General features: G+C 70.4%; 21 protein-coding genes and 2 tRNA genes. 12 read left to right on the top strand and 11 right to left on the bottom strand.

Annotated elements, in window-relative coordinates:
• Positions 1 to 11 precede the first annotated feature (11 nt).
• The 3 genes from NBY69_RS02860 to NBY69_RS02850 all read left to right on the top strand — a co-directional run bounded on the left by NBY69_RS02860 (position 12) and on the right by NBY69_RS02850 (position 2,275).
• Positions 12 to 85 (top strand) — tRNA-Met (locus tag NBY69_RS02860).
• Between the two features lie 219 nt (positions 86 to 304).
• Positions 305 to 2,101: a tetratricopeptide repeat protein gene (locus NBY69_RS02855; RefSeq protein ID WP_250297978.1), complete on the top strand. Its 1,797-nt coding sequence runs from the start codon at positions 305 to 307 to the stop codon at positions 2,099 to 2,101.
• A gap of 100 nt (positions 2,102 to 2,201) precedes the next feature.
• Positions 2,202 to 2,275 (top strand) — tRNA-Met (locus NBY69_RS02850).
• 93 nt (positions 2,276 to 2,368) lie between these two features.
• Here NBY69_RS02850 and NBY69_RS02845 read toward each other — a convergent pair.
• The 4 genes from NBY69_RS02845 to NBY69_RS02830 all read right to left on the bottom strand — a co-directional run bounded on the left by NBY69_RS02845 (position 2,369) and on the right by NBY69_RS02830 (position 5,940).
• Entirely contained in the window at positions 2,369 to 3,502 is a 1,134-nt protein-coding gene (locus tag NBY69_RS02845) for an ABC transporter substrate-binding protein (RefSeq protein WP_250297977.1), read from the bottom strand.
• 55 nt (positions 3,503 to 3,557) lie between these two features.
• Complete coding sequence (locus NBY69_RS02840; protein WP_250297976.1) at positions 3,558 to 4,421, bottom strand: ABC transporter permease; 864 nt, start codon at positions 4,419 to 4,421, stop codon at positions 3,558 to 3,560.
• On the bottom strand, positions 4,418 to 5,224 hold the full coding sequence (locus NBY69_RS02835; RefSeq protein ID WP_250297975.1) for an ABC transporter ATP-binding protein: 807 nt from the start codon (positions 5,222 to 5,224) through the stop codon (positions 4,418 to 4,420). The genes NBY69_RS02840 and NBY69_RS02835 overlap by 4 nt, the downstream gene beginning before the upstream one ends.
• A gap of 299 nt (positions 5,225 to 5,523) precedes the next feature.
• Complete coding sequence (locus NBY69_RS02830) at positions 5,524 to 5,940, bottom strand: Fur family transcriptional regulator (RefSeq protein WP_250297974.1); 417 nt, start codon at positions 5,938 to 5,940, stop codon at positions 5,524 to 5,526.
• A 124-nt stretch (positions 5,941 to 6,064) separates the two neighbouring features.
• Here NBY69_RS02830 and NBY69_RS02825 point away from each other — a divergent pair, with 124 nt between their 5' ends.
• The gene (locus NBY69_RS02825) at positions 6,065 to 7,534 is read left to right on the top strand and encodes a catalase (protein ID WP_250297973.1); all 1,470 of its coding nucleotides are present in this window, start codon (positions 6,065 to 6,067) and stop codon (positions 7,532 to 7,534) included.
• 107 nt (positions 7,535 to 7,641) lie between these two features.
• Here the strand turns inward: NBY69_RS02825 and NBY69_RS02820 are convergent, their stop codons facing one another.
• A complete protein-coding gene (locus NBY69_RS02820; RefSeq protein ID WP_250297972.1) occupies positions 7,642 to 8,040 on the bottom strand; it encodes a cyclic nucleotide-binding/CBS domain-containing protein in 399 nt (132 codons plus the stop codon).
• Positions 8,041 to 8,210: 170 nt separating this feature from the next.
• The gene (hisN, locus tag NBY69_RS02815; protein WP_250297971.1) at positions 8,211 to 9,011 is read right to left on the bottom strand and encodes a histidinol-phosphatase; all 801 of its coding nucleotides are present in this window, start codon (positions 9,009 to 9,011) and stop codon (positions 8,211 to 8,213) included.
• A 120-nt stretch (positions 9,012 to 9,131) separates the two neighbouring features.
• On the opposite strand from hisN, the gene NBY69_RS02810 reads away from it, so the two are divergent.
• Positions 9,132 to 9,743: a TetR/AcrR family transcriptional regulator gene (locus tag NBY69_RS02810; protein ID WP_250297970.1), complete on the top strand. Its 612-nt coding sequence runs from the start codon at positions 9,132 to 9,134 to the stop codon at positions 9,741 to 9,743.
• A 16-nt stretch (positions 9,744 to 9,759) separates the two neighbouring features.
• Here the strand turns inward: NBY69_RS02810 and NBY69_RS02805 are convergent, their stop codons facing one another.
• Positions 9,760 to 11,448, bottom strand: coding sequence for an ABC transporter family substrate-binding protein (locus tag NBY69_RS02805; RefSeq protein ID WP_250297969.1), 1,689 nt, complete (start codon positions 11,446 to 11,448; stop codon positions 9,760 to 9,762).
• Between the two features lie 243 nt (positions 11,449 to 11,691).
• On the opposite strand from NBY69_RS02805, the gene NBY69_RS02800 reads away from it, so the two are divergent.
• From NBY69_RS02800 to NBY69_RS02790, 3 genes are read left to right on the top strand one after another with little or no spacing between them, the layout of a single operon-like run.
• Positions 11,692 to 12,675 (top strand): ABC transporter permease, encoded by a 984-nt coding sequence (locus tag NBY69_RS02800; protein ID WP_250297968.1) that lies wholly within the window; start codon positions 11,692 to 11,694, stop codon positions 12,673 to 12,675.
• Between the two features lie 14 nt (positions 12,676 to 12,689).
• The gene (locus tag NBY69_RS02795; RefSeq protein WP_374211193.1) at positions 12,690 to 13,631 is read left to right on the top strand and encodes an ABC transporter permease; all 942 of its coding nucleotides are present in this window, start codon (positions 12,690 to 12,692) and stop codon (positions 13,629 to 13,631) included.
• On the top strand, positions 13,628 to 15,841 hold the full coding sequence (locus tag NBY69_RS02790) for a dipeptide ABC transporter ATP-binding protein (protein ID WP_250297967.1): 2,214 nt from the start codon (positions 13,628 to 13,630) through the stop codon (positions 15,839 to 15,841). Before NBY69_RS02795 ends, NBY69_RS02790 begins: the two co-directional genes overlap by 4 nt.
• A 39-nt stretch (positions 15,842 to 15,880) precedes the next feature.
• Here the strand turns inward: NBY69_RS02790 and NBY69_RS02785 are convergent, their stop codons facing one another.
• From NBY69_RS02785 to NBY69_RS02770, 4 genes are all read right to left on the bottom strand, one after another.
• The gene (locus NBY69_RS02785) at positions 15,881 to 16,204 is read right to left on the bottom strand and encodes a multidrug efflux SMR transporter (RefSeq protein ID WP_250297966.1); all 324 of its coding nucleotides are present in this window, start codon (positions 16,202 to 16,204) and stop codon (positions 15,881 to 15,883) included.
• An 86-nt stretch (positions 16,205 to 16,290) separates the two neighbouring features.
• The gene (gene rsgA / locus NBY69_RS02780) at positions 16,291 to 17,301 is read right to left on the bottom strand and encodes a ribosome small subunit-dependent GTPase A (RefSeq protein ID WP_250297965.1); all 1,011 of its coding nucleotides are present in this window, start codon (positions 17,299 to 17,301) and stop codon (positions 16,291 to 16,293) included.
• A 4-nt stretch (positions 17,302 to 17,305) separates the two neighbouring features.
• Positions 17,306 to 18,646, bottom strand: a complete 1,341-nt coding sequence (aroA, locus tag NBY69_RS02775; RefSeq protein WP_250297964.1) for a 3-phosphoshikimate 1-carboxyvinyltransferase — start codon at positions 18,644 to 18,646, stop codon at positions 17,306 to 17,308.
• 56 nt (positions 18,647 to 18,702) lie between these two features.
• Entirely contained in the window at positions 18,703 to 19,389 is a 687-nt protein-coding gene (locus tag NBY69_RS02770) for a M50 family metallopeptidase (protein ID WP_250297963.1), read from the bottom strand.
• A gap of 49 nt (positions 19,390 to 19,438) precedes the next feature.
• Between NBY69_RS02770 and NBY69_RS02765 the strand changes: the two genes are divergently transcribed.
• The 4 genes from NBY69_RS02765 to rsrA all read left to right on the top strand — a co-directional run bounded on the left by NBY69_RS02765 (position 19,439) and on the right by rsrA (position 22,139).
• Positions 19,439 to 20,272: an SOS response-associated peptidase gene (locus NBY69_RS02765; RefSeq protein WP_250297962.1), complete on the top strand. Its 834-nt coding sequence runs from the start codon at positions 19,439 to 19,441 to the stop codon at positions 20,270 to 20,272.
• Between the two features lie 13 nt (positions 20,273 to 20,285).
• Positions 20,286 to 20,939: an alpha/beta family hydrolase gene (locus NBY69_RS02760; RefSeq protein WP_250298032.1), complete on the top strand. Its 654-nt coding sequence runs from the start codon at positions 20,286 to 20,288 to the stop codon at positions 20,937 to 20,939.
• Positions 20,940 to 21,171: 232 nt separating this feature from the next.
• Positions 21,172 to 21,828: a sigma-70 family RNA polymerase sigma factor gene (locus NBY69_RS02755; protein WP_250297961.1), complete on the top strand. Its 657-nt coding sequence runs from the start codon at positions 21,172 to 21,174 to the stop codon at positions 21,826 to 21,828.
• Positions 21,825 to 22,139 (top strand): mycothiol system anti-sigma-R factor, encoded by a 315-nt coding sequence (gene rsrA / locus NBY69_RS02750; protein WP_250297960.1) that lies wholly within the window; start codon positions 21,825 to 21,827, stop codon positions 22,137 to 22,139. The genes NBY69_RS02755 and rsrA overlap by 4 nt, the downstream gene beginning before the upstream one ends.
• Positions 22,140 to 22,178: the final 39 nt, after the last annotated feature.

Raw genomic sequence — 22,178 nt, 5'->3', positions numbered from 1 at the left:
GAACACAACGGCGCGGGGTGGAGCAGCTCGGTAGCTCGCTGGGCTCATAACCCAGAGGTCGCAGGTTCAAATCCTGTCCCCGCTACTGAAGGTGAAGGCCCGGATCTCGGAAGAGATCCGGGCCTTCGTCATGTGTCCGCCGGTGCGACTCCTGCGTGCGACTCCTGTGAAGAAGCCGCCTCCTACCGGAAGTTGGGGCTGGTTCATGTTTCACTTACCTGTCTGTGGGCATGTCGACAAAACGCTGTAGTGACCTAGTGGGCTGCGATATACCAGGTGTACCCGGCTTGCGGGTGGTGGGACGATGGTGTTTATGGGGGACAGGGCAACTCTGTTGGAGACAGGGCGGTTTGTGCATACGCACGCCGAGTACGGCGGAGACGCCGTCGACGCGGAGGAGACGGCCGACGCCGAGACCGAGGCGCGGCACCGGCGCGGCGCCGAGAGCGGCGAAGTCGCATCGATGAGCGTCCTGGGCGCGCTGCTGCTGCGCCGCGGGGATCTCGACGCCGCCGAGCGGTGGCTGCGCGCGGCCACCGCGGAGGGCGACCGGGCGGCGGCCAACAATCTGGGCGTGCTGCTCCACCAGCGGGGATACGCGGACGAGGCGGCCGGCTGGTGGCGGATCGCCGCCGTCGCGGGTTCCGCCGCCGCCGCCCACGCGCTGGGCCGCCACTACCGCGAGCGCGGCGACGAGCCGGCCGCCGAGTACTGGCTGCGCCAGTCCGCGGAGACCGGCCACGCGCTGGGCGCCTACGCCCTCGCCGACCTGCTGGAGCACCGCAGCGACGTCGGCGCGGAGCGCTGGCTGCGCGCTGCCGCCGAGCGGGGCCACCGCGAGGCGGCCTACCGGCTGGCGCGTGCGCTGGACCGGGCCGCCACGGGCAAGGCCCCGGCGGCCGAGGCCGAGCAGTGGTACCGGCAGGCAGCGGCCCGCGGCCACCGGCGCGCCGCCCTGCACCTCGGCGTGATCCTGGAGAACCGCGGCGACCTCAAGGAGGCCGGCCGCTGGTACCTGACGTCCGCGAAGGACGGCGAGGCCCGCGCGGCCTGCGCCCTCGGCTTCCTGCTGCGGGACGCGGGCGACGAGGAGAGCGCCGCCGTGTGGTGGCTGCGCGCCGCCCAGGAGGGCGACGGGAACGCCGCCAACGCCCTGGGCGCGCTGCACGCGGCCCGTGGTGAGCAGCAGTCCGCCGAGCGCTGGTACCGCGCCGCCATGGACGCGGGCGACGTCAACGGCGCGTACAACCTGGCGCTCCTCTGCGCCGCCCAGGAGCGGACGGCCCAGGCCGAGCAGTGGTACCGCCGCGCGGCCTACGCCGGGCACCGCGAAGCCGCGAACGCGCTCGCCGTCCTGCTGCTCCAGAACGGGGACCCGGCCGGCGCCGAGCCCTGGTTCTCCAAGGCCGCCGAGGCGGGCAGCGTGGACGCCGCGTTCAACCTCGGCATCCTGTACGCGGGCCGTGACGACGACCGGGAGGCCTTCGTCTGGTACGAGCGGGCAGCGGCGGCGGGCCACACCGAGGCGGCCCTCCAGGTCGGCATAGCTCTGCTCAGGGACGGTGAGGAGCACACCGCGGAGCGTCATCTGCGCTGCGCGGCCGGTGGCGGCAGCACCGAGGCGGCCTTCCGGCTCGGCGCCCTCCTGGACGCCAGGATGCCGCCGCCCGGACCGCCCGTGCTCGGCGAGCCGGTGTCGGAGAAGAGCGAGTGCGAGGAGTGGTACGAGCGCGCCGCCGAGCAGGGACACCGCCGTGCCCAGGTACGGGTCGGCATGCTCGCCGCCTCGCGCAACGACGTCGAGGGGGCCGCGCGCTGGTACCGCGAGGCCGCCGAGGCGGGCAGCCGCAACGGCGCCTTCAACCTCGGCCTGCTGCTGGCCCGCGAGGGCAACGAGCGGGAGGCCGGTCTCTGGTGGGCCAGGGCGGCGAACGCCGGGCACGGCCGGGCCGCGCTGCGCCTGGCGCTGCTCGCCATCCGCCGCGGCGAGCTGGCCGAGGGACAGAAGTGGTGCGCGCAGGCCGTCGAACTGGGCCCCGCCGAGGTCGCCGAGCGGGCCGCGCGGCTGTGCGAGGCGCTCCGGCAGGAACTGAGCGCGTAGGACCTGTCCGGTACGGGGCCCACCGTCCGGTACGGGGGTGCCGCCCGGCAATGGATTTGCGCCGGGCGGCGCCCCCCACGTACAGTTACGAACACAACGGCGCGGGGTGGAGCAGCTCGGTAGCTCGCTGGGCTCATAACCCAGAGGTCGCAGGTTCAAATCCTGTCCCCGCTACTGAAGACGAAGGCCCGGACTCGAAAGAGTCCGGGCCTTCCGTCATTCTCCGGGCCTTCCGTCATTCTCCGGGCCTTCCGTCATTCAACGGGCTCAGGGCGTGTGGCCCACCGCCTCCGCGTACAGCGAGCGGTTCACCACCTTGTCCTCCGGCAGCACGGCACCGTTCGAGACCCCCGCCTCGCGGTAGGCCTTCTGCAGCCGGTCCGTCGTCCCCTTGCGGATCTCCCAGTCCATCCGCAGCGACGGGGTCGCGGTCAGGACCGACTCGTCGGTCTTCAGCAGCTTCGCGAGCGAGGCGGTGAACCCCTTGTCGGCCTTGTAGTCGCCTACGAAGTAGGTGTTCACGGTCCGGATGTACGCGCGCAGGAACGCGACGCCCGCATCCGGGTCCTTGGTCAGCAGGTTCGGGCCGAAGAGCACACCGCCGAGCGGCTCGCCGAGCGGCTGTCCGCCGAGGAACGCGTACTTCGCGTCCCCGTCCACCTTGCGCCACACCGGGTCGAGCAGCCAGGCCGAGTCCACCCCGCCGTTCTGCAGCGCGGTGAGGACGTCCGCCGAGCCCAGCTGCTGGAAGCTGATCGAGTTCAGGCCGCCGCCGTGCTGTTCGAGGGCCTTCTCCATCGCGTAGGTGACGACCGAGCCCTTGCCGATCATCGTGCCCATCTTCCGGCCCTTCATCGAGACCGAAGCGGGGGTCTCACCGTCCTTGAGCCGCGCCCAGAGGCCGCTCTTCGAGGCGGGGTCGGGGGAGAAGTTGCCGGCCACCCATTTGATGTCGAAGCCGCCGTTGATGCCGTTCATCACGGCCGCCTCGGGCGCCGCCCACTGGGCGTCGATGTCTCCCTTGGCCAGCAACGGGAGCGCGTCGGGTGTCGGCAGCACCTTCAGCTGGACGTCCAGCCCCTCCTTCTTGAACTCGCCCTTCTGCACGGCGACTTCGAGCGGGGCGACGTATTCGGCGGCCAGGGTGCCGGTGGCGAGGACCAGCTTGCGCTTCCTGGCGAGCGGCCGGGGCGCCGGGGCGCCCTTGTCGCACCGGGCCGGGGCGCGGTCCGGTACCAGGTCGGCCGGGTCGGTCCAGCCCTTCGCGCACCCCGCGACCGCCGTGATCGTGCGGGGTTTCGCGGCCGTGGCCGGGCCGGGGTCGTCGTGCTTGGCGCAGCCCGCGGAGACGAGCAGGGAACCGGCCACGAACAGGGTCGTGCCCAGGGTGCTGATACGCATGGAGCCTCCGTACGTACGGAAAAAGAGAGTCGGCCGGGTCCGGTGGCGGCCCGTGTCAGGACTGGCTGCGGCCCCGGTCGCGCGGGGCCCAGGGGGTGAGCAACCGCCCGGCGATCCGCACCAGTTCGGAGAAGAGGACCCCGAGGACGGCCACACAGACGATGCCGACGAACATCACGTCGTTCTGGAAGAGCGCACGGGAGTCGAAGATCAGATGCCCCAGGCCGTTCGACGCGGCGATCTGTTCGGAAGCGACGATGACGAGGACGGCCACCCCCGCCGCGATCCGCGCGCCGACGAGCACCGCGGGGAGCGAGGCGGGCAGCAGGACGTGCCGGAACATCTGCCACGGCGAGGCGCCGAACACCTGCCCGGCGTCGCGGTGTCCGGCCGGGACGGCGAGGACCGCCGCCATCGTCGAGATCCAGACGAAGAAGAAGACGGTGGCCGCGACCAGGGCGATCTGCGGGCCCTCGCCCAGCCCGAACATATTGAGGAAGACCGGCAGCAGCGCGAGCTTCGGCACCACGTACAGCGCGTCGAGCAGGGGCTCAAGTGCCGCGCGTACCAGGGCGAGCGACCCCATCAGCAGGCCCAGGACATAGCCCGCGACCGTACCGATCGCGTACCCGCCGAGCACCCGCTTGAGCGTGGCCCACACATCGGGCCACAGCTCGCCCCGGGCCGCGCGGTCCCAGCCGTCGGAGAGGATCGTGGACGGCGCGGGGTAGACGCGGTCGTCGATCCAGGACTGCGTGGCGGCCAGCTGCCACAGCAGGACCAGGACGACCGGTACGGCGACGGCGAGCGTCAGTTCCAGGGTGCGCCGCCTGCGGTGGGTGCGTACGGGGTGGAGTTCCTGCGGGCCCGGCCTCCTGACCAGTACGCTCTCCTCGGGCACCTTGACCGCCGTACTCATGCCGGAACCGCCTCTCTGCTGACCTCGCCGCGCAGAAGCTCCCACAACTCGGCCTTCAGCGCGCTGAATTCGGGCGTCGAGCGCAGGTCGCCGGTGCGTGGCCGGGGGAACGGCGGACGGCGTTCGGCGATGATCCGGCCGGGTCGCGCCGACATCACCAGGACGCGGTCGCCCAGCACGATCGCCTCTTCGAGGCTGTGGGTGATGAAGAGGGTGGTGGTGCGGGTGGTCTGGGTGAGGTCGAGCAGTTCGTCCTGGAGGATGGTGCGCAGCTGGGCGTCGAGCGCCGCGAACGGCTCGTCCATCAGCAGGATCTCGGGCTCCACGGCAAGCGCGCGGGCGATGGCGACACGCTGGCGCATACCGCCGGAGAGGGCCCCCGGGTAGGCGTCGGCGAAGTCGGCGAGACCCATCCGGGCCAGCCAGTCGCGGGCGCGGCGGTCCGCCTCCTTGCGCGGTATGCGCTGGATGTCGAGGCCGAACCGGACGTTGGCCAGGACGTCCTTCCAGTCGTAGATGCCGTAGTCCTGGAAGATCATCGCGGCCGGGCGGGTGGATGCGGTGCGGATGGACAGTTCGCCCGTGCTGGGGCGCAGCAGACCTGCGGCGATCCGCAGCAGGGTCGACTTTCCGCAGCCCGACGGGCCGACGATGCAGGTGAACTCGCCGGGGGCGATGTCCAGATCGACCGGGCCGAGGGCGTTCAGGGCGGTTCGGCCGCGGCCGAACGTACGGGTGACGGATGCGGCGTGGAGTTTGGGGGCGGAAGGGTGCGGCGGTGGGGGCGGGTGCGGGTCTCCCACGGGGTCTCCTTGCGGAGGATGGTGGACGGGTGATCGCCGCAGAGGATATGACGGTCCGTCAGATTCTGGAAGAGGTGTGACGGGGGCGGGGGCGGGGGCGGGGGCGGGGGCGGGGGCGGGGGTGGCGGCCCTGACCGTTGGCGGCCGGTGCCGCAGCCGGTGCCGCAGGTGGTGCCGCGGCCGGTGCCGCAGCCGCCGCCCGGTACCGGCCGTCGGTACGGGGCAGCGAGAAGCCCCCGGTCGCCGCACGGACCCGGGATCGGGGTGCGGCGGCCCGGGGGCCGGAGGCGTGGGGTGGATCAGGCGGTGGCGCAGGCCGGGCAGATGCCCCGGTACGTCACTTCCACGTCGGAGATCGTGAAGCCGAAGCGCTCGGTGTCCGGGAGGTCCGACAGCGGGTTGCCCGCCGGGTGGACGTCGCGGATCGAACCGCACTGCGCGCAGACCAGGTGCTGGTGGGGGCGGTGCGCGTTCGGGTCGTACCGCTTGGCGCGGCGGTCCGTCGAGACCTCGATCACTTCACCCAGGACGACCATCTCGCCCAGGGTGTTGTACACCGTCGCCCGGGAGATCTCCGGCAGCTTCGCCACGGCGCGCGCGTGCACCTCGTCGGCGGTCAGATGAACGTGGTCCCCGTCGAGGACCTCGGCCACGACGCGACGCTGGGCGGTCATCCGCCAGCCGCGGTCGCGCAGGCGTTCCAACAGGTCACTCATGAGATCCAGCCTAACAGGGTAGGGGTCAAGTCCCGAACGGATGTGAATTTGGACGATTGCTTGACTTAGACAAAGTCCATCGTAGGATCGGGAACGGCAAAGGCCAAGGGACAGGACCGCAGTAATGACGCAGGAGGCGCTCGTGACGCAAGGACCACTCACCACGGAGACCGGTGCTCCGGTGGCGGACAACCAGAACAGCGAGACCGCGGGCGCCGGCGGTCCGGTTCTGGTGCAGGACCAGTACCTGCTGGAGAAGCTCGCCCACTTCAACCGGGAGCGCATCCCGGAGCGCATCGTGCACGCCCGCGGCGCCGGGGCGTACGGCACCTTCACGCTGACCCGCGACGTCTCGCAGTGGACCCGCGCGAAGTTCCTCTCCGAGGTCGGCAAGGAGACCGAGACCTTCCTGCGCTTCTCCACCGTCGCGGGCAACCTCGGCTCGGCGGACGCGGTGCGTGACCCCCGCGGGTTCGCGCTGAAGTTCTACACGGAGGAGGGGAACTACGACCTCGTCGGGAACAACACGCCCGTCTTCTTCATCAAGGACGCCATCAAGTTCCCCGACTTCATCCACACCCAGAAGCGCGACCCGTACACCGGCTCGCAGGAAGCCGACAACGTGTGGGACTTCTGGGGCCTCAGCCCCGAGTCGACCCACCAGGTGACCTGGCTCTTCGGTGACCGCGGCATCCCGGCGACGCTCCGCCACATGAACGGCTACGGCTCGCACACGTTCCAGTGGAACAACGCGGACGGCGAGGTCTTCTGGGTCAAGTACCACTTCAAGACCGACCAGGGGATCAAGAACCTGACCTCGGCCGAGGCGGCCAAGCTCGCCGGTGAGGACCCGGACAGCCACCAGCGCGACCTGCGTGAGTCGATCGAGCGCGGTGACTTCCCGTCCTGGACCGTGCAGGTCCAGATCATGCCCGCGGCCGACGCGGCGACGTACCGCTTCAACCCGTTCGACCTGACCAAGGTCTGGCCGCACGCGGACTACCCGCCGATCGAGATCGGCAAGCTGGAGCTCAACCGCAACCCGGAGAACATCTTCGCCGAGGTCGAGCAGTCCGCCTTCTCGCCGGCCAGCTTCGTACCGGGCATCGGTCCCTCGCCGGACAAGATGCTCCAGGGCCGTCTCTTCGCGTACGGCGACGCCCACCGCTACCGCGTCGGCATCAACGGCGACCACCTGCCGGTGAACCGTCCGCACGCCGTCGAGGCGAACACCAACTACCGGGACGGCGGGCTGTACGACGGCCGTCACAAGGGTGCCAAGAACTACGAGCCGAACAGCTTCGGCGGACCCTTCCAGACCGAGCAGCCGCTCTGGCGCTCGGCGCAGGTGAGCGGCGAAACGGGCAACCACGCCGCCCCGAGCCACGCCGAGGACAGCGACTTCGTCCAGGCGGGCAACCTGTACCGCCAGATGTCGGAGGACGAGAAGGGGCGGCTCGTCGAGAACCTCGCCGGGTTCATCGCGCAGGTCTCGCGCGACGACATCGCCGAGCGTGCGGTGAACAACTTCCGCCAGGCCGACGGCGACTTCGGCAAGCGGCTGGAGGCCGCGGTCCAGGCACTGCGCGCCTGACCGTCGCGGTCCAGGCACTGTGCGCCGCCTGATCCGACTGCCCATGCCTGCGCGCCGAGGGCTCCGTACACAGCTGTACTGCTGCGTACGGGGCCCTTGGCCGTACGTCAGACCAGCGCAGCCGCTTCGCTCCGGCCCGGGGCCCAGCAGCGGATGATGTCGCGCACCGACACCACCCCGACCGGGCCCACGTCGTCGAGCACGATCAGATGCCGGAAGCCGCCGTTCGACATCGCCCGCGCCGCTTCCTCCAGGGTCCAGGTGGGTGCGGCGAAGACCACGTCGGTGGTGGTGTGGGCGCCCGCGGTCTCCCGGTCGGGGTCCAGGCCTCTGCCGACGGCGTCGAGGATGTCGCGCTCGGTGAGAATGCCGAGCCCGCAGGTGTCGGGGTCGAAGACCACGGCCGCGCCGACGCGGCGCGCGGACATCAGTCCTGCGGACTGGCGGAGTGTGTGGGCGGGGCCGATCGTGAGCACGACCGTGCTCATGGCGTCTCGGACGAACATGGAGGGTGCCACCTCCTCGGTGAATCCAGCTTGCACGGGAATTCACAAGTTCACAAGTGGGGGAGCTCTCAGAGTGGCATCAGCTCAGGAGCGCGGCAAGGGGGTGGAGGGGGCGAGTCCGGGAGGCGCGCGTAGATGTGACAGACGCCCCCCGTGCCCCGACAGCCCGGTCAGTAGCGCTGGTTGAGGTATCCCAGCATGTCCTGGTGCAGCAGTCCGTTGGACGCCGCGGCGTTGCCGCCCTCCACCCCGCGCACCCCGTCCAGACTGGTGAACTCGCCGCCCGCCTCCTGGACGATGATGGCGTTCGCCGCCATGTCCCAGAGGGACAGCTCGGGTTCGGCGCAGATGTCCACCGACCCCTCGGCGACCATCATGTACGGCCAGAAGTCGCCGTACCCACGGGTACGCCAGCAGTCGCGGGTCAGGTCGAGGAACCCGTCGAGCCGTCCCTGCGCCTCCCAGCCGGCCAACGAGGCATAGGCGAAGGAGGAGTCCGCGATCTTGGAGACCTTGGAGACATGCAGCCGGGTGGCCGAGGTGAGGCTCCGACCGCTGTACGCGCCCGCGCCCTTCGCCGCCCACCAGCGGCGGCCCAGCGCGGGTGCGGAGACCACGCCGACCACCGGTTCGTGACCGTCCTCGCCCGCCACCGTCAGCGAGATGAGGGTCGCCCAGACCGGGACACCGCGGACGTAGTTCTTGGTCCCGTCGATCGGGTCGACGACCCAGCGCCGGGGGCCGGTGCCCGAGAGGCCGTACTCCTCGCCGAGGATCGCGTCGCGCGGCCTGGCCCGCTGGAGCTGTCCGCGGATCAGCTCCTCGGCGCCCTTGTCGGCCTCGCTGACCGGCGTCATGTCCGGCTTCGTCTCGACCTTCAGGTCGAGGGCCTTGAAACGGGCCATCGTCGCCGCGTCGGCAGCATCTGCCAGGACGTGGGCAAGGCGCAGATCATCGTGGTAGTCGGGCATGGTCGTCACAGTATCGACCGGGCTCCGATCGGGCCACAGGGGCTTGCCCGCGCGGGGTATTGACAGTGCCACGGCGTCCGTCAACTCTGAGCGCAGAGCCCTTCCGCCCAGGAGGCAACGATGCCTGCAGCGCGCGAATCCCTGCTCGACTCCGCCCTCTCCGCGGTGTCCACCGCCGACGGCCGCCCCTGGTCCGCCGTGCGCATGACCGACGTGGCGTCCGCCGCCGGGGTCTCCCGGCAGACGCTCTACAACGAGTTCGGCTCCAAGGAAGGCCTCGCCCGCGCCCTCGTCCGGCGCGAGGCGGACCGGTACCTCCAGGGCGTCGACCGGGTGCTCGCCGCGCCGGGAGCGTCCGTCGGCGGTGAACCGCTGGTCCTGGTCGCCGAGTGGACGGTGTCGGCGGCCCGTTCCCGTCCGCTGGTACGGGCGTTGCTGACGGGCTGCTGGACCGGCCGTCTGCCCGCCCCGGACCCGGCACCCGGCCGGTCCCGCCTCCCGGCCCAGCGCCGCGCCGACGCGGGACCGCCCGCCCCCGGCGAGCTGATCGCCGCGGTCCTGCACCGGGCGGCTCTCGCGCTGTCACGGGGGCGGGCCGACGAGGGGGAGGAGGCCGTGGACCTCAGGTACCGCTGCGAGGTGGCGGTACGTCTCGCGCTCTCCCACGTCGTCGCACCGGGCGACCGGAAGGTCGGTCACCTGGTGCGCGAGGCGGTGGGACGGGCCGGGTGAGGACTGCTTCCTTGAGTTACTTGAGCCAGCCGACCTTGCTGTAGTCGATGTCCGCGAGGCCCGGTGCACCGTAGTTGGCGAGGCCCTTGCGGACCGCGATGATCTGCGGGCGCTGGTAGAGCTCGATGGAGTGGCCGAGCTTCCAGATCTCCACGTCGGCCTCGTTGTAGAGCTTGATCGCTTCAGCGTGGTCGGTGGCCTGGCCGGCCTTCAGCATCAGTTCGTCGATCTTCGGTGAGCCGACCGAGCCGAAGTTCTGGAAGAGGTTCTTACCCTTCGGCTGCTGGAAGACCGGGTAGATCCTGCTCGTGTAGACCTCGTCGACATTGCGGAAGCTGACGAGGTCGAAGTTGCCGGTGTCCACGAACTTGGTGAAGTAGTCGTTGGCCGGGACCTTCTTGATCTCGACCCGGACGCCTACTGCGGCGTACATCTGCTGCACCAGTTCGGCCTGGTCCGTCGCCGACGAGTTGCCGCCCGCGCTCAGGACGTAGTCGAGGGTGAGCTTCTTGCCGTCCTTGGTACGCGGCTTGCCCTCGCCTGCGCTCTTCCAGCCCGCCTCGTCCAGCAGCTTCTTCGCCTTCTCGGGGTCGAACCTGTCGAACTCGCTGCTGTTGTCCTGGTAGCCCTGCTGATTGGGCATGTAGAAGTGGTTGTCCAGCGGCTTCAGTTCGAAGGAGAGGTCCTTGGCGAAGCTCGCGTTGATGCCCTTGCGGTCGGTCGCCGCCTGGAGGGCGTTGCGCACCTTGACGTCCGTCAGCGGGCCGCGGCCGCCGTTGAGCGTGATGTGCACCTCGTCCCAGCGCGCCCCGCGCCGGATGTCGGTGTCCGGGTCCTTGGCCAGCCGCTTGTAGTCCTCGGGCAGCAGCGCGGGGGCATCGTCCACCTCCTTGTTGAGGTAGGACTCCGTCCGCGCGCTCTGGTCGAGGACGCGATAGACGATCGAGGCGAGCTTGGGCTTGTTTCCCCACCAGTTGGGGTCAGGCACCAGGGTGATGGTCTGTCCGGTCTTGTCGTAGGTGCCGACCTTGAAAGCGGCGCTGGTGACCGGGGCCTTCTGTATCCAGCCCGTGTTGAACTTCTTCGGGGTGTCGATGTACGCGGCCGGGTACAGCGGGTCGAAGAGGCGCTGCCAGTCGGCGTAGGGCGTACTGAAGGTGATCTTCACGCCATGTGTGTCGGCGCCCTGCTCGACCTTGGATATCTGGTTGTACCCCGTGGTGTCGGCCGCCTCGTACGCCTTGTCGGTGCCGTTCAGCGCCTTCCACTGGGCCTGGAAGTCCTTCCAGCTCAGCGGCTTCCCGTCGGACCACTTGGCCTTCGGGTTCAGCTCGTAGGTCACCACCTGGGGGCTGGTGGACGTGACCTTCGCCGAGACCACGAAGTTCGGGTTGGGGTGGCCGACCCCCTTGGCGTCCAGGTCGAACAGGTCGGGCAGGATCGCCGCGTCGAGGTCCGCGCCGTCACTCTGCTGGCCGTCGACCTGGTTGATGTTGTACTGCGCGATCCACTGGTCGATCCCGAACCGCAGTGATCCGCCCTGCTTCAGATCGCTCAGCGGGTGCGTGTTCATGCTCTGGCCGTCCACCTGCGGAGCGGCCTGTTTCTTCGCCGCCTTGCCGTCGCCGTCGGAGGAACTGCAGCCCGCCACCGCCAGGGTGGCCGACAGTGCTGCGGCGATGGCGACAACGGTGGTTCTGCGCATCGGGTTTCTTCCTCCGGTTCAAGGCGGCCTGATCGAGGCCACAGGCTCACGAGACCGTAAGTCCATCTCCTTGCACAACGGGAGGGCTCCGGTGATCCTGTAATCCATTCTTTGCATGCACGCAACACATAGTGGTCAAACTGGATCTATGAGACGACTCAAACCATCAACGAAGCGATAAAAGATGTCGCGGCTTTGATCTCAAGTGATCCCAAGTGATCTCAAGCGGAGGAACCAACACCCGTGGCCGCCTTCCTGGCCAAGCGACTCGGCTACTACGCCGTCCTGTTGCTTGTCGCCATCTGCCTGTCCTACCTGCTGGCCTCGCTCGCGCTCGATCCGCGTGCGTACTACGCGGGCAGGCAACCGCCCCTCTCGCCCAGCGCCGTCGACCACCACCTCACCGCGCTCGGTGTCAACGACCACCAGTCGCTCGTCGGCCGCTTCGCCCGATGGGCCGGGCACGCCGTGCGCGGCGATCTCGGGCAGACCATCGACGGGACCTCCGTGGGCGCGGAGTTCGGCCGCCGGATCGGGGTCAGTCTGCGGCTGCTGCTCCTGGGGACCGTCCTCGGCACGGTCGTCGGCGTTCTCGCCGGTGCCTGGACCGCCGTGCGCCAGTACCGGTTCTCCGACCGGGTAACGACGCTGATCTCCTTCGTGCTGCTGTCCACACCGGTGTTCCTGCTCGCCGTGCTGCTCAAGATCGGCGCGATCTGGTTCAACCAGAAGACCGGCACCGACGTCATCAAGTTCACCGGTGAGCGGAGCCCCGGGGTCGACTCCGGATTCCTGGCCGTGCTGAAGGACCGCTCGGTGCACCTGTTGCTGCCGACCATCTCCATCGCGCTGGGCACCATCGCCAGTTACAGCCGCTACCAGCGCTCCACCATGCTCGACGTGCTCGGCTCGGACTACCTGCGCACCGCGCAGGCCAAGGGACTCACCCGGCGCACCGCGCTCCTCAAACACGGGCTGCGGACCGCGCTCATCCCCATGTCGACGTACTTCAGTTACGGATTCCTGGCCCTCTTCACCGGCGCCACCTTCACCGAGACGATCTTCGGCTGGCACGGCATGGGCGAGTGGTTCGTCTCCTCCATCGGCAAGAACGACGTCAACTCCGTCGTCGCCGTCAATGTGTTCGCCGCCGTGATGGTCCTGCTGTCCGGCTTCCTCGCGGATGTCCTGCACGCCGCGCTCGACCCGCGTATCCGGAACGCCTGAGGAGTACGGACACCATGACTGCCGTCGTAGAGACCGCCGCCGCCGACGCGGCCGGCCAGGGTGCGGAACCGATACGCCCCGCAGGACGCGCCGGGGTGGTGATGCGCCGCTTCGTACGCAATCCGGGCGCGCTCACCGGAGCCGTCGTCCTGCTCCTGCTCTTCCTGCTCGCGTTCGCGGGCCCGCTGATCAGCCGCTGGGACTACAGCCACATCGACTACACCGCACTGCGGGACGCGCCGAGCGCCCGGCACTGGTGGGGCACCAACCGCATCGGGCAGGACGTCTTCGCCCAGACCATCCGCGGACTCCAGAAGTCCCTGCTGATCGGCCTGCTGGTCGCGCTGTTCTCCACCGTGCTCGCCTCCCTGGTCGGCGCCTGCGCCGGGTACTTCGGCGGGTGGACCGACCGGGTGCTGATGTTCTTCGTCGATCTCCTGCTCGTCTTCCCGTCCTTCCTGATCATCGCGATCATCTCGCCACGGCTCCGGGACGGCGGCTGGTTCGCGTTCGTCGGCCTGCTCGCCGTCTTCGGCTGGATGATCACCGCCCGGGTGGTCAGATCGATGACCCTGTCGCTGAAGGAGCGCGAATTCGTGCGTGCCGCCCAGTACATGGGGGTCGGCCCGTTCCGGATCATCTGGCGCCATGTGGTGCCCAACATCGCCTCCTTCCTGATCATCGACGCGACGATCGCGGTGGGCGGGGCGGTGATGAGCGAGACCGCGCTGTCGTACTTCGGGTTCGGCGTCCAGTCGCCCGACGTCTCGCTCGGCACGCTCATCGCCTCGACGACCGGGGCGGCCGTGACCTATCCGTGGATGTTCTTCTTCGCCGCGGGGCTCCTGATCGTCTTCGTACTCGCAGTGAATCTTGTGGGCGACGGGCTGCGCGACGCGCTGGACCCGACCTCGCGCCGCAGCCGTAGCCGTAAGCGCAAGGGAGCAGGGCGATGACCTCGGTACTCGAAGTGAGCGGCCTGGAGGTCGACTTCGACGGGACCCCCGCGGTCCGTGGCGTGGACTTCGCGCTCCAGCGGGGTGAAGTGCTCGGACTGGTGGGCGAGTCGGGCTCCGGCAAGTCCGCGACCGCGCTCGCCGTGCTCGGGCTGCTGCCGGGGAACGCGGTCGTCCGCGGGTCGGTGAGGCTCGACGGCACCGAACTCGTCGGTGCCTCCGACCGGGCCCTGTCCAAGGTGCGCGGCAGCCGGATCAGCATGGTCTTCCAGGACCCGCTCTCCGCCTTCACCCCCGTCTACCGGATCGGTGACCAGATCGCCGAGGCGGTCCGCGCCCACCAGGACATCCCGCGCGAGCGGGCCAGGGCGCGCGCGGTGGAACTGCTGGACCTGGTCGGGATTCCCGAGCCGCACGTCCGGGCGGGGTCGTACCCGCACGAGTTCTCCGGCGGCATGCGCCAGCGCGCCATGATCGCCATGGCCATGGCCAACGACCCGGACGTGATCCTGGCCGACGAGCCGACCACCGCGCTGGACGTCACCATCCAGGCGCAGGTACTGGACGTGCTGCGCACCGCGCAGCGGGAGACCGGCGCCGCGCTGGTGCTGGTCAGCCACGACCTCGGCGTGATCGCCGGAGCGGCGGACCGGGTGGCCGTGATGTACGCGGGCCGGATCGTGGAGACCGCGTCCGCCGAGGACCTCTTCGCCCGGCCCCGGATGCCGTACACGCTCGGGCTGATCGGCGCGGTGCCGAGGCTCGACGTCGCCGGTGAGGTGCTGGTGCCGATCCCCGGGTCGCCGCCCGGTGCGGGCAGCCTCGCGCCCGGCTGCCCGTTCGCGCCCCGGTGCCCGCTGGCCGAGGACGCCTGCCGGGGGGAGGAGCCGGAGCTGCGGGCCGTGGACGGTGAGCACCTGGCCGCCTGTGTACGCGCCGACGAGATCGTCGCGCAGGGGCTCGGGCCGCTCGACGTGTTCCCGGTGCCGACGATCCCGGCGGCCCGCGGTGCGCGGGTGCCCGAGGTCCCCGAGGCCCCCGAGGTCCCCGAGGTCCCGGGCGGTGAGCAGCCGTCCGATGGTGAGCAGGCGTCCGATGGTGAGCAGCCGTCCGATGGTGAGCAGCCGTCCGACGGTGCGCAGGCGTCCGGCAGCCGGCAGACGTCCGGCGCGGCGGCGGCCTCCGAACAGCCGCCCGCCGAGACCGTGTTGGACGTGCGCGGACTCGTCAAGACCTTCCCCGTGCTGAAGGGCACCGCCTTCAAGCGCCGGGTGGGGTCCGTGCACGCCGTCGACGGCGTCGACCTGCGGATCAGGCGGGGCGAGACCCTCGCCCTGGTCGGCGAGTCGGGGTCCGGGAAGTCCACCACCCTCTTCGAACTGCTCAATCTGGTCCGGCCCGAGGGCGGTGAGATCGAACTCTTCGGGCAGTCGCTGGACGGGCTCGGCAAGGCGGCCAGGCGGGCGCTGCGCGGGCAGGTGCAGATCGTCTTCCAGGACCCGATGGCCAGCCTCGACCCCCGGATGACGGTCGGCGACATCATCGCCGAACCGCTGCACGCGCAGGGGGTGGACCGCCGGACGGCGGGCGGCCGGATACCGGGGCTGCTGGAACAGGTCGGCCTGGACCCGGCGCACGCCACCCGCTTCCCGCACGAGTTCTCCGGCGGCCAGCGCCAGCGCATCGGCATCGCCCGCGCCCTGTCGGTCGGACCGCAGCTGCTGGTGCTCGACGAACCGGTCTCCGCGCTGGACGTCTCCGTCCAGGCCGGCGTCCTCAACCTGCTGCAACGGCTCAAGGCGGAACTGGGCCTGGCGTACCTCTTCGTCTCGCACGACCTGTCGGTGGTCCGCCACATCGCGGACCGGGTGAGCGTCGTCTACCTCGGGCGCACCGTCGAGGCAGGGGCGGTCGACGAGGTCTTCGAGCGGCCACGGCATCCGTACACCCAGGCCCTGTTGTCCGCCGTCCCGCTGCCCGATCCGGTACGCGAGCGGGAGCGGCAGCGCACCCGGATCCTGCTGCCGGGCGACCCGCCCAGCCCCACCCGCCGGTACGAGGGCTGCCGCTTCCGGGGGCGCTGCCCGGTGTACGCGGACCTCGGCGCCGAGGAACAGGCGCGCTGCGCGAGCGAGGTGCCGGTGGATCAGGAACACGGCGACGACCACGTGGCGGCCTGTCACTTCCCGCGGGTGCGTGAGGTGGTCTGAGGTCACCCGACGGCCTCCGAGGCAGGGGGCGCCCTGCCGTCAGTGCGACGACCCCGAGATCTGCAGGCCGATCACACCCACGATCACCAGGGAGATCGAGACGAGCTTGAGGGTGGAGACGACGTCCCCGAGGAAGACCATCCCGTAGATGGCGGTGCCCGCCGCGCCGATGCCGGTCCAGACGGCGTAGGCGGGCCCGACGTCCAACTTCCGCAGGGAGAGCGTCAGCAGGCCGAAGCTGCCGAGGGCGAACGCGGCGAAGGCGATCGTGGGCCAGAGCCTGGTGAAACCGTGCGAGAGCTTGAGACACACGGCGAAGCCGGTCTCCAGGACACCCGCGACCACGACCAGCAGCCACGCCATTCAGTGCCTCCACATCGGTGACTGCTCCGTCATCACTCGGAGCGATTATGCATGGAGTCCCGTCGGCCGGGGGCCGACGGGGACGGTCAGTCGCCCTCGCGCCGCTCCCGCGTCGCCAGCAGCCTGCGCAGCGAGTCCAGCCGGGCCGGATCGGCGTGCCCGTCGGCCACCCAGGCGTCCAGCGCGCACTCCGGCTCGTCGTGGCTGCAGCCGCGCGGGCACTCCTCGGTGCCCGGTACGAGATCCGGGAAGGCCAGGATCACGCGCGACGGATCCACATGGTGCAGCCCGAACGACCGCACGCCCGGGGTGTCGACCACCCAGCCGCGTTCGTCGGGAAGGGGCAGCGCCAGGGCCGAGGTCGTGGTGTGCCTGCCCCGGCCGGTGACCGCGTTGACATGGCCGGTGCTGCGCCGCCTGTCCTCCGGCACCAGCGCGTTGACCAGGGTCGTCTTGCCGACGCCCGAGTGGCCGACGAACGCGGTGACCTTGTCGTTCAGGAAGTCCCTGACCCGGTCCGCCGCCTCACCCTTCGCCAGCTCCTCGCGGCTGGTGACGACGTACGGGATGTCGAGCGCTCCGTACGAGGCGAGCAGTTCGTCCGGCGAGGCCAGGTCGGACTTGGTGAGGACGAGCAGCGGGGACAGCCCGCCGTCGTACGCGGCCACCAGACAGCGGTCGATCATGCGCGGGCGCGGTTCGGGGTCGGCCAGGGCGGTGACGATCGCCAGCTGGTCGGCGTTGGCGACGACCACCCGCTCGAACGGGTCGTCGTCGTCGGCCGTACGGCGCAGCACCGATGTCCGCGGCTGGATGCGCACGATGCGGGCCAGGGTGTCCTTGGCGCCGGAGAGATCCCCGACGATCATGACCTGGTCGCCCACCACGGCGGCCTTGCGGCCCAGTTCTCGGGCCTTCATCGCGGTGACGGCGCGGCCCTCGACGAGACAGGTGAGCCGGCCCCGGTCGACCGTGAGGACCATGCCCTCGGCGGCTTCCTCGTGCTTGGGGCGGATGTTCGTACGGGGGCGGTTGCCCTTGGGGTTGGGGCGGACGCGGATGTCGTCCTCGTCGGGGTTCTTGCCATATCGGCGCATCGCGTCAGGCCTTGAGCATTTCGGTCCACATCTCAGTGAAGTCGGGAAGTGTTTTGGCGGTCGTGGCCACATTCTCGATCTGTACGCCGTCGACGGCGAGGCCGATGATCGATCCTGCCGTGGCCATGCGGTGGTCGTCGTACGTGTGGAAGACCCCGCCGTGCAGCGGGCGCGGGCGGATCCGCAGGCCGTCGGCGGTCTCGCTGACATCGCCGCCGAGGGCGTTGATCTCCTCGGTGAGCGCGGCCAGCCGGTCGGTCTCGTGCAGCCGCAGGTGCGCCACACCGCGCAGAGTGGAGGGCGAGTCCGCGAGGGCGGCAACGGCCGCGATGCCCGGGGTGAGTTCGCCGACCTCGCTCAGGTCCACGTCGATGCCGTGGATACGGCCGGAGCCGGTGAACACCAGCCCCTGCTCGGTCAGGGTGCAGCCGCCGCCCATCTCGGTGAAGATCTCGCGCAGCGCGTCGCCCGGCTGGGTGGTGTGCTCCGGCCAGTCGGGGACGACCACCCGGCCGCCGGTCACCAGCGCGGCAGCCAGGAAGGGCTGGGCGTTGGAGAGGTCGGGCTCGATGGTCAGGTCACGGCCGAGCAGGGCGCTGGGGGAGACCCGCCAGACGTTCGGCTCCCCGCCGGTCTCCGGCTCGTCCACCTGCGCGCCGACCCGGCGCAGCATGTCCACGGTCATCCGGATGTGCGGCAGGGACGGCAGGGTGGCGCCGGTGTGCCGTACCTCGATGCCCTGGTTGAAACGCGGCGCCGAGAGCAGCAGTGCCGAGATGAACTGGGACGAGGAGGACGCGTCGATCTCGACCGCACCCCCGTCGAGGGCCCCGACGCCGTGCACCGTGAGCGGCAGCGCGCCGCGCCCCTCGTCGTCGATACGGGTACCGAGCGCGCGCAGCGCGTCGATGACGCCGTGCAGCGGACGCTCGTGCGAACGGGGATCGCCGTCGAACCGGACCGGACCGTCGGCGAGCGCGGCGACCGGCGGCAGGAAGCGCATGACCGTACCGGCGTTGCCGACGTCGAGAGTGGCCGGGCCGTGCAGTCCGGCCGGGATCACCCGCCAGGCCTCGCCGGTGCCGTCGGGGGTGCCCGCGGCGGAGGAGCTGGAGGAGACGGTCTCCTCGATACGGACGCCGAGCGCCCGCAGCGCGTCGGCCATCAGCAGGGTGTCCCGGGAACGCAGCGGGCGGCGCAGCCAGCCGGGCTCCGCGGCGAGGGCGGCCAGGACGAGACCGCGATTGGTGACCGACTTCGATCCGGGCACGGTGACCGTCGCGTCGACAGGTCCCGACGCGTGCGGGGCGGGCCAGTGGGCGGTGTGCACGGAGCTCTCGGTCATGACGCTCACTTTACGACCTGGTGCGCGGGGGACCGCCCGGACCAGGACCGGCGAAGCTACCGGCCGAGCAGCCAGCGCCCGCCGCCGGTGAGCGAGCAGAGCGAGACGACATGGAAGAACAGCAGCCACACGGTGGGCGGGACATGGGTCAGCCGGCCGAGCTGGTCGGCGTCCGAATCCCCCGCGTGGCCGCGTGGCCGCTTGCGCTGGAGCTCGAAGGCCGGGCGCACGCCGCCGATCAGCAGGAACCAGACCGCGGTGTACGCGAAGGCCGCCTGGACCTCCGCACTGGTCAGCCAGGAGATCAGGACGAACGCGGCGCCCGTGACGACCACGGTGAGCACCCCGTACGCGTTGCGGATCATCACCAGCATGGCCAGGAGCAGGACACACGCCACCCACAGGAACAGCGTGATGTGCCCGGCCGAGAGCAGCCAGGCGCCCCCGAGGCCCAGCAGCGGCGGCGCGGTGTAGCCCGCGGCGGCGGTGAGGACCATCCCCGGGCCGGAGGGCTTGCCGCGGCTGACGGTCAGGCCGCTGGTGTCCGAGTGCAGCTGGATGCCGTCGAGGCGGCGCCCGGTGAGCAGGGCGATCAGCCCGTGGCCGCCCTCGTGGGCGATGGTGACCGCGTTGCGGGTGAGCCGCCATATGCGGTGCGGAACGACCGCGAGCAGCGCGACTGCGCCGGTGACGATCACCAGCCACTGGTCGGGGTCTGCCTGGGTGCCGAAGATGCGGTCCATGGGGGCGAGGGCTCCTCGGGGAGATGACGGTCATGGCAGTCTGGCGGGCATGTGCGGACGGTTTGCAGCGAGTCGTGGCCCCGAGGATCTCGCAGGGCTCTTCGGCGCGGAGAAGTGGGACCCCGTGGAGACGGTGACCGAGCCGGTGGTCCCGGACTGGAACGTGGCACCGACCAAGACGGTCCAGGTCGTTCTGGAGCGCCCACTGAAAGACGCCGGGACCAGGCGTCCGGTTCGCCAGCTGCGCAATCTCACCTGGGGGCTCGTGCCGTCGTGGGCGAAGTCACCCGAGGGCGCCGCCCGGATGATCAACGCGCGCGCGGAGACGGTCCACGAGAAGCCGTCGTTCCGCCGGGCCTTCGCCGCACGGCGCTGCATCGTCCCCGCCGACGGCTATTACGAGTGGGTGACCGCGGCCGACGAGCGGCAGCTGGAGGTCGAGGGCAGGAAGAAGCGACCCCGCAAGCAGCCCTACTTCGTGACGCCCGCCGACGGTTCGGTCATGGCGTTCGCCGGACTGTACGAGTTCTGGCGGGACCCGTCACTGCCCGGCGACCACCCCAAGGCGTGGTGGGCGACCTGCACCATCGTCACGACCGAGGCCGAGACCACCCCGCTCGCGGGCCACGAGGACGGGGCGGCCGGGCCGGGGTCGCTGGCCGAGATCCATCCCCGGATGCCGCTGATGCTCACCGCGGACCGCTGGGACGACTGGCTGGATCCCGCGCGTACGGAGCCGGGCGAGCTGACCGGCCTGCTGACGCCGCCGCCCGCCGGACTGGTCCGGGCGTACCCGGTGTCGACCGCGGTCAGCAATGTTCGTAACAACGGGCCGGAGCTGCTGACAGCCCTTGAGGCCCCCGAGGAGGGCACACTCTTCTGATGTGACTCAGAGCATGATCGTGGAGAGTGTCGACACCCCGGCGGGCGAGGCCCGCATCACCTGGCATCCCGCCGCCCGCCCGCACCTCGTCATCGCGCTGGGCCACGGCGCGGGCGGTGGCATCGACGCCCGTGACCTGCAGGCCCTGGCCGTCGCGCTGCCGCAGATCGGGGTGGGCGTCGCGCTGGTCGAGCAGCCCTGGCGGGTCGCGGGGAAGAAGGTCGCCCCCGCGCCGAAGACCCTGGACGCCGGGTGGCGCGCGGTCTGGCCGGCGCTGCGCAAGCCCGGCCTGCCCGTCGTCGCGGGCGGGCGCAGTGCCGGGGCGCGGGTGGCCTGCCGGACGGCGGGGGAGCTGGGCGCCCGGGGCGTACTCGCGCTGAGCTTTCCGCTCCACCCCCCGGGCAAACCGGAGAAGTCCCGGAAGAAGGAACTGATCGGGGCCGGGGTCAGCACTCTCGTCGTCCAGGGCGGCAAGGACCCCTTCGGGAAGCCCGCCGAGTTCCCCGCGCCGGGTGAGTTCCCCCGGGGGAATCTCGAACTGGTGGAGGTCCCGGACGCCGACCACGGCTTCGCCGTCGCCAAACGCGCGGAAACCGGTCAGGAACAGGCGCTGAAGGTCATCACCGACTCCGTGGCCGGGTGGGCGGTACGCCTCGGGGAATGCTGAGCCGCAGGCCACTGTTGTGCGGGACGTCGGTACACAGAAACTTGTACGTGGAGAGGGAGTCCGTCGCATGGGTTCGACCATCTGCCCGCGCCGCCCGCAAACGTCTGACCTGGAGTGGACGGTGCTTTCAGCGGCCAGGACCCCGTCTTCCCGGGCGGCGGACGGACCGGATCGTCGTCTATCCTCCGATTCGAGTGGGTCCGCATTCGGATCCGCCACGGCGTTGGAGGAGGTGGGTCCGGTCACTGGGACCGACACAGGGACCGAAGACGGCCACGCGGAAGAGACGGCTGCCGAGCGCAACGCGCGCTTCGAGCGGGACGCCCTCGGCTACCTCGACCAGATGTACTCGGCCGCGCTGCGCATGACGCGCAATCCGGCCGATGCCGAGGACCTGGTGCAGGAGACGTACGCGAAGGCGTACGGCTCGTTCCACCAGTTCCGTGAGGGGACCAACCTCAAGGCGTGGATGTACCGCATCCTCACGAACACGTTCATCAACTCGTACCGCAAGAAGCAGCGCGAACCCCAGCGCAGTGCCGCCGAGGAGATCGAGGACTGGCAGCTCGCGCGCGCCGAGTCGCACATGTCCACCGGTCTGCGTTCCGCCGAGTCGCAGGCGCTGGACCACCTGCCCGACTCGGACGTGAAGTCCGCGCTCCAGGCGATCCCCGAAGAGTTCCGTATCGCCGTGTATCTCGCCGACGTAGAGGGCTTTGCGTACAAGGAGATCGCGGACATCATGGGAACACCCATCGGGACGGTCATGTCCCGGCTGCACCGGGGCCGCCGACAGCTGCGCGGCATGCTGGAGGACTACGCACGCGACCGCGGGCTGGTCCCCGCGGGTGCCGGAGAGTCGAACGAAGCGAAAGGTTCGGGCTCATGAGTTGCGGAGAGCCGCACGAAACGGACTGCTCCGAGGTCCTGGACCATCTCTACGAGTTCCTCGACCACGAGATGCCCGACAACGACTGCACCAAGTTCGAGGTGCACTTCGAGGAGTGCTCTCCGTGCCTGGAGAAGTACGGCCTCGAACAGGCCGTCAAGAAGCTGGTGAAGCGCTGCTGCGGCAGCGACGACGTACCGGCCGACCTGCGGTCGAAGGTGATGGGACGCATCGATCTGATCCGCTCGGGCGAGGCCGTGCCCGAGCAGGACGTGACGGTCGACGACCGTTCGGCAGCAGCTCAGGACTGACCGGCCGTACGAACGGCCTTGCCCGGCAGGGTGGTTGAG

It is taken from the genome of Streptomyces sp. A 4/2 (assembly GCF_940670765.1).
Classification (GTDB): Bacteria; Actinomycetota; Actinomycetes; order Streptomycetales; family Streptomycetaceae; genus Streptomyces.
The sequence above is the reverse complement of the archived record's forward strand: the minus strand, read 5'-3'. Positions and strand labels throughout refer to the sequence as shown.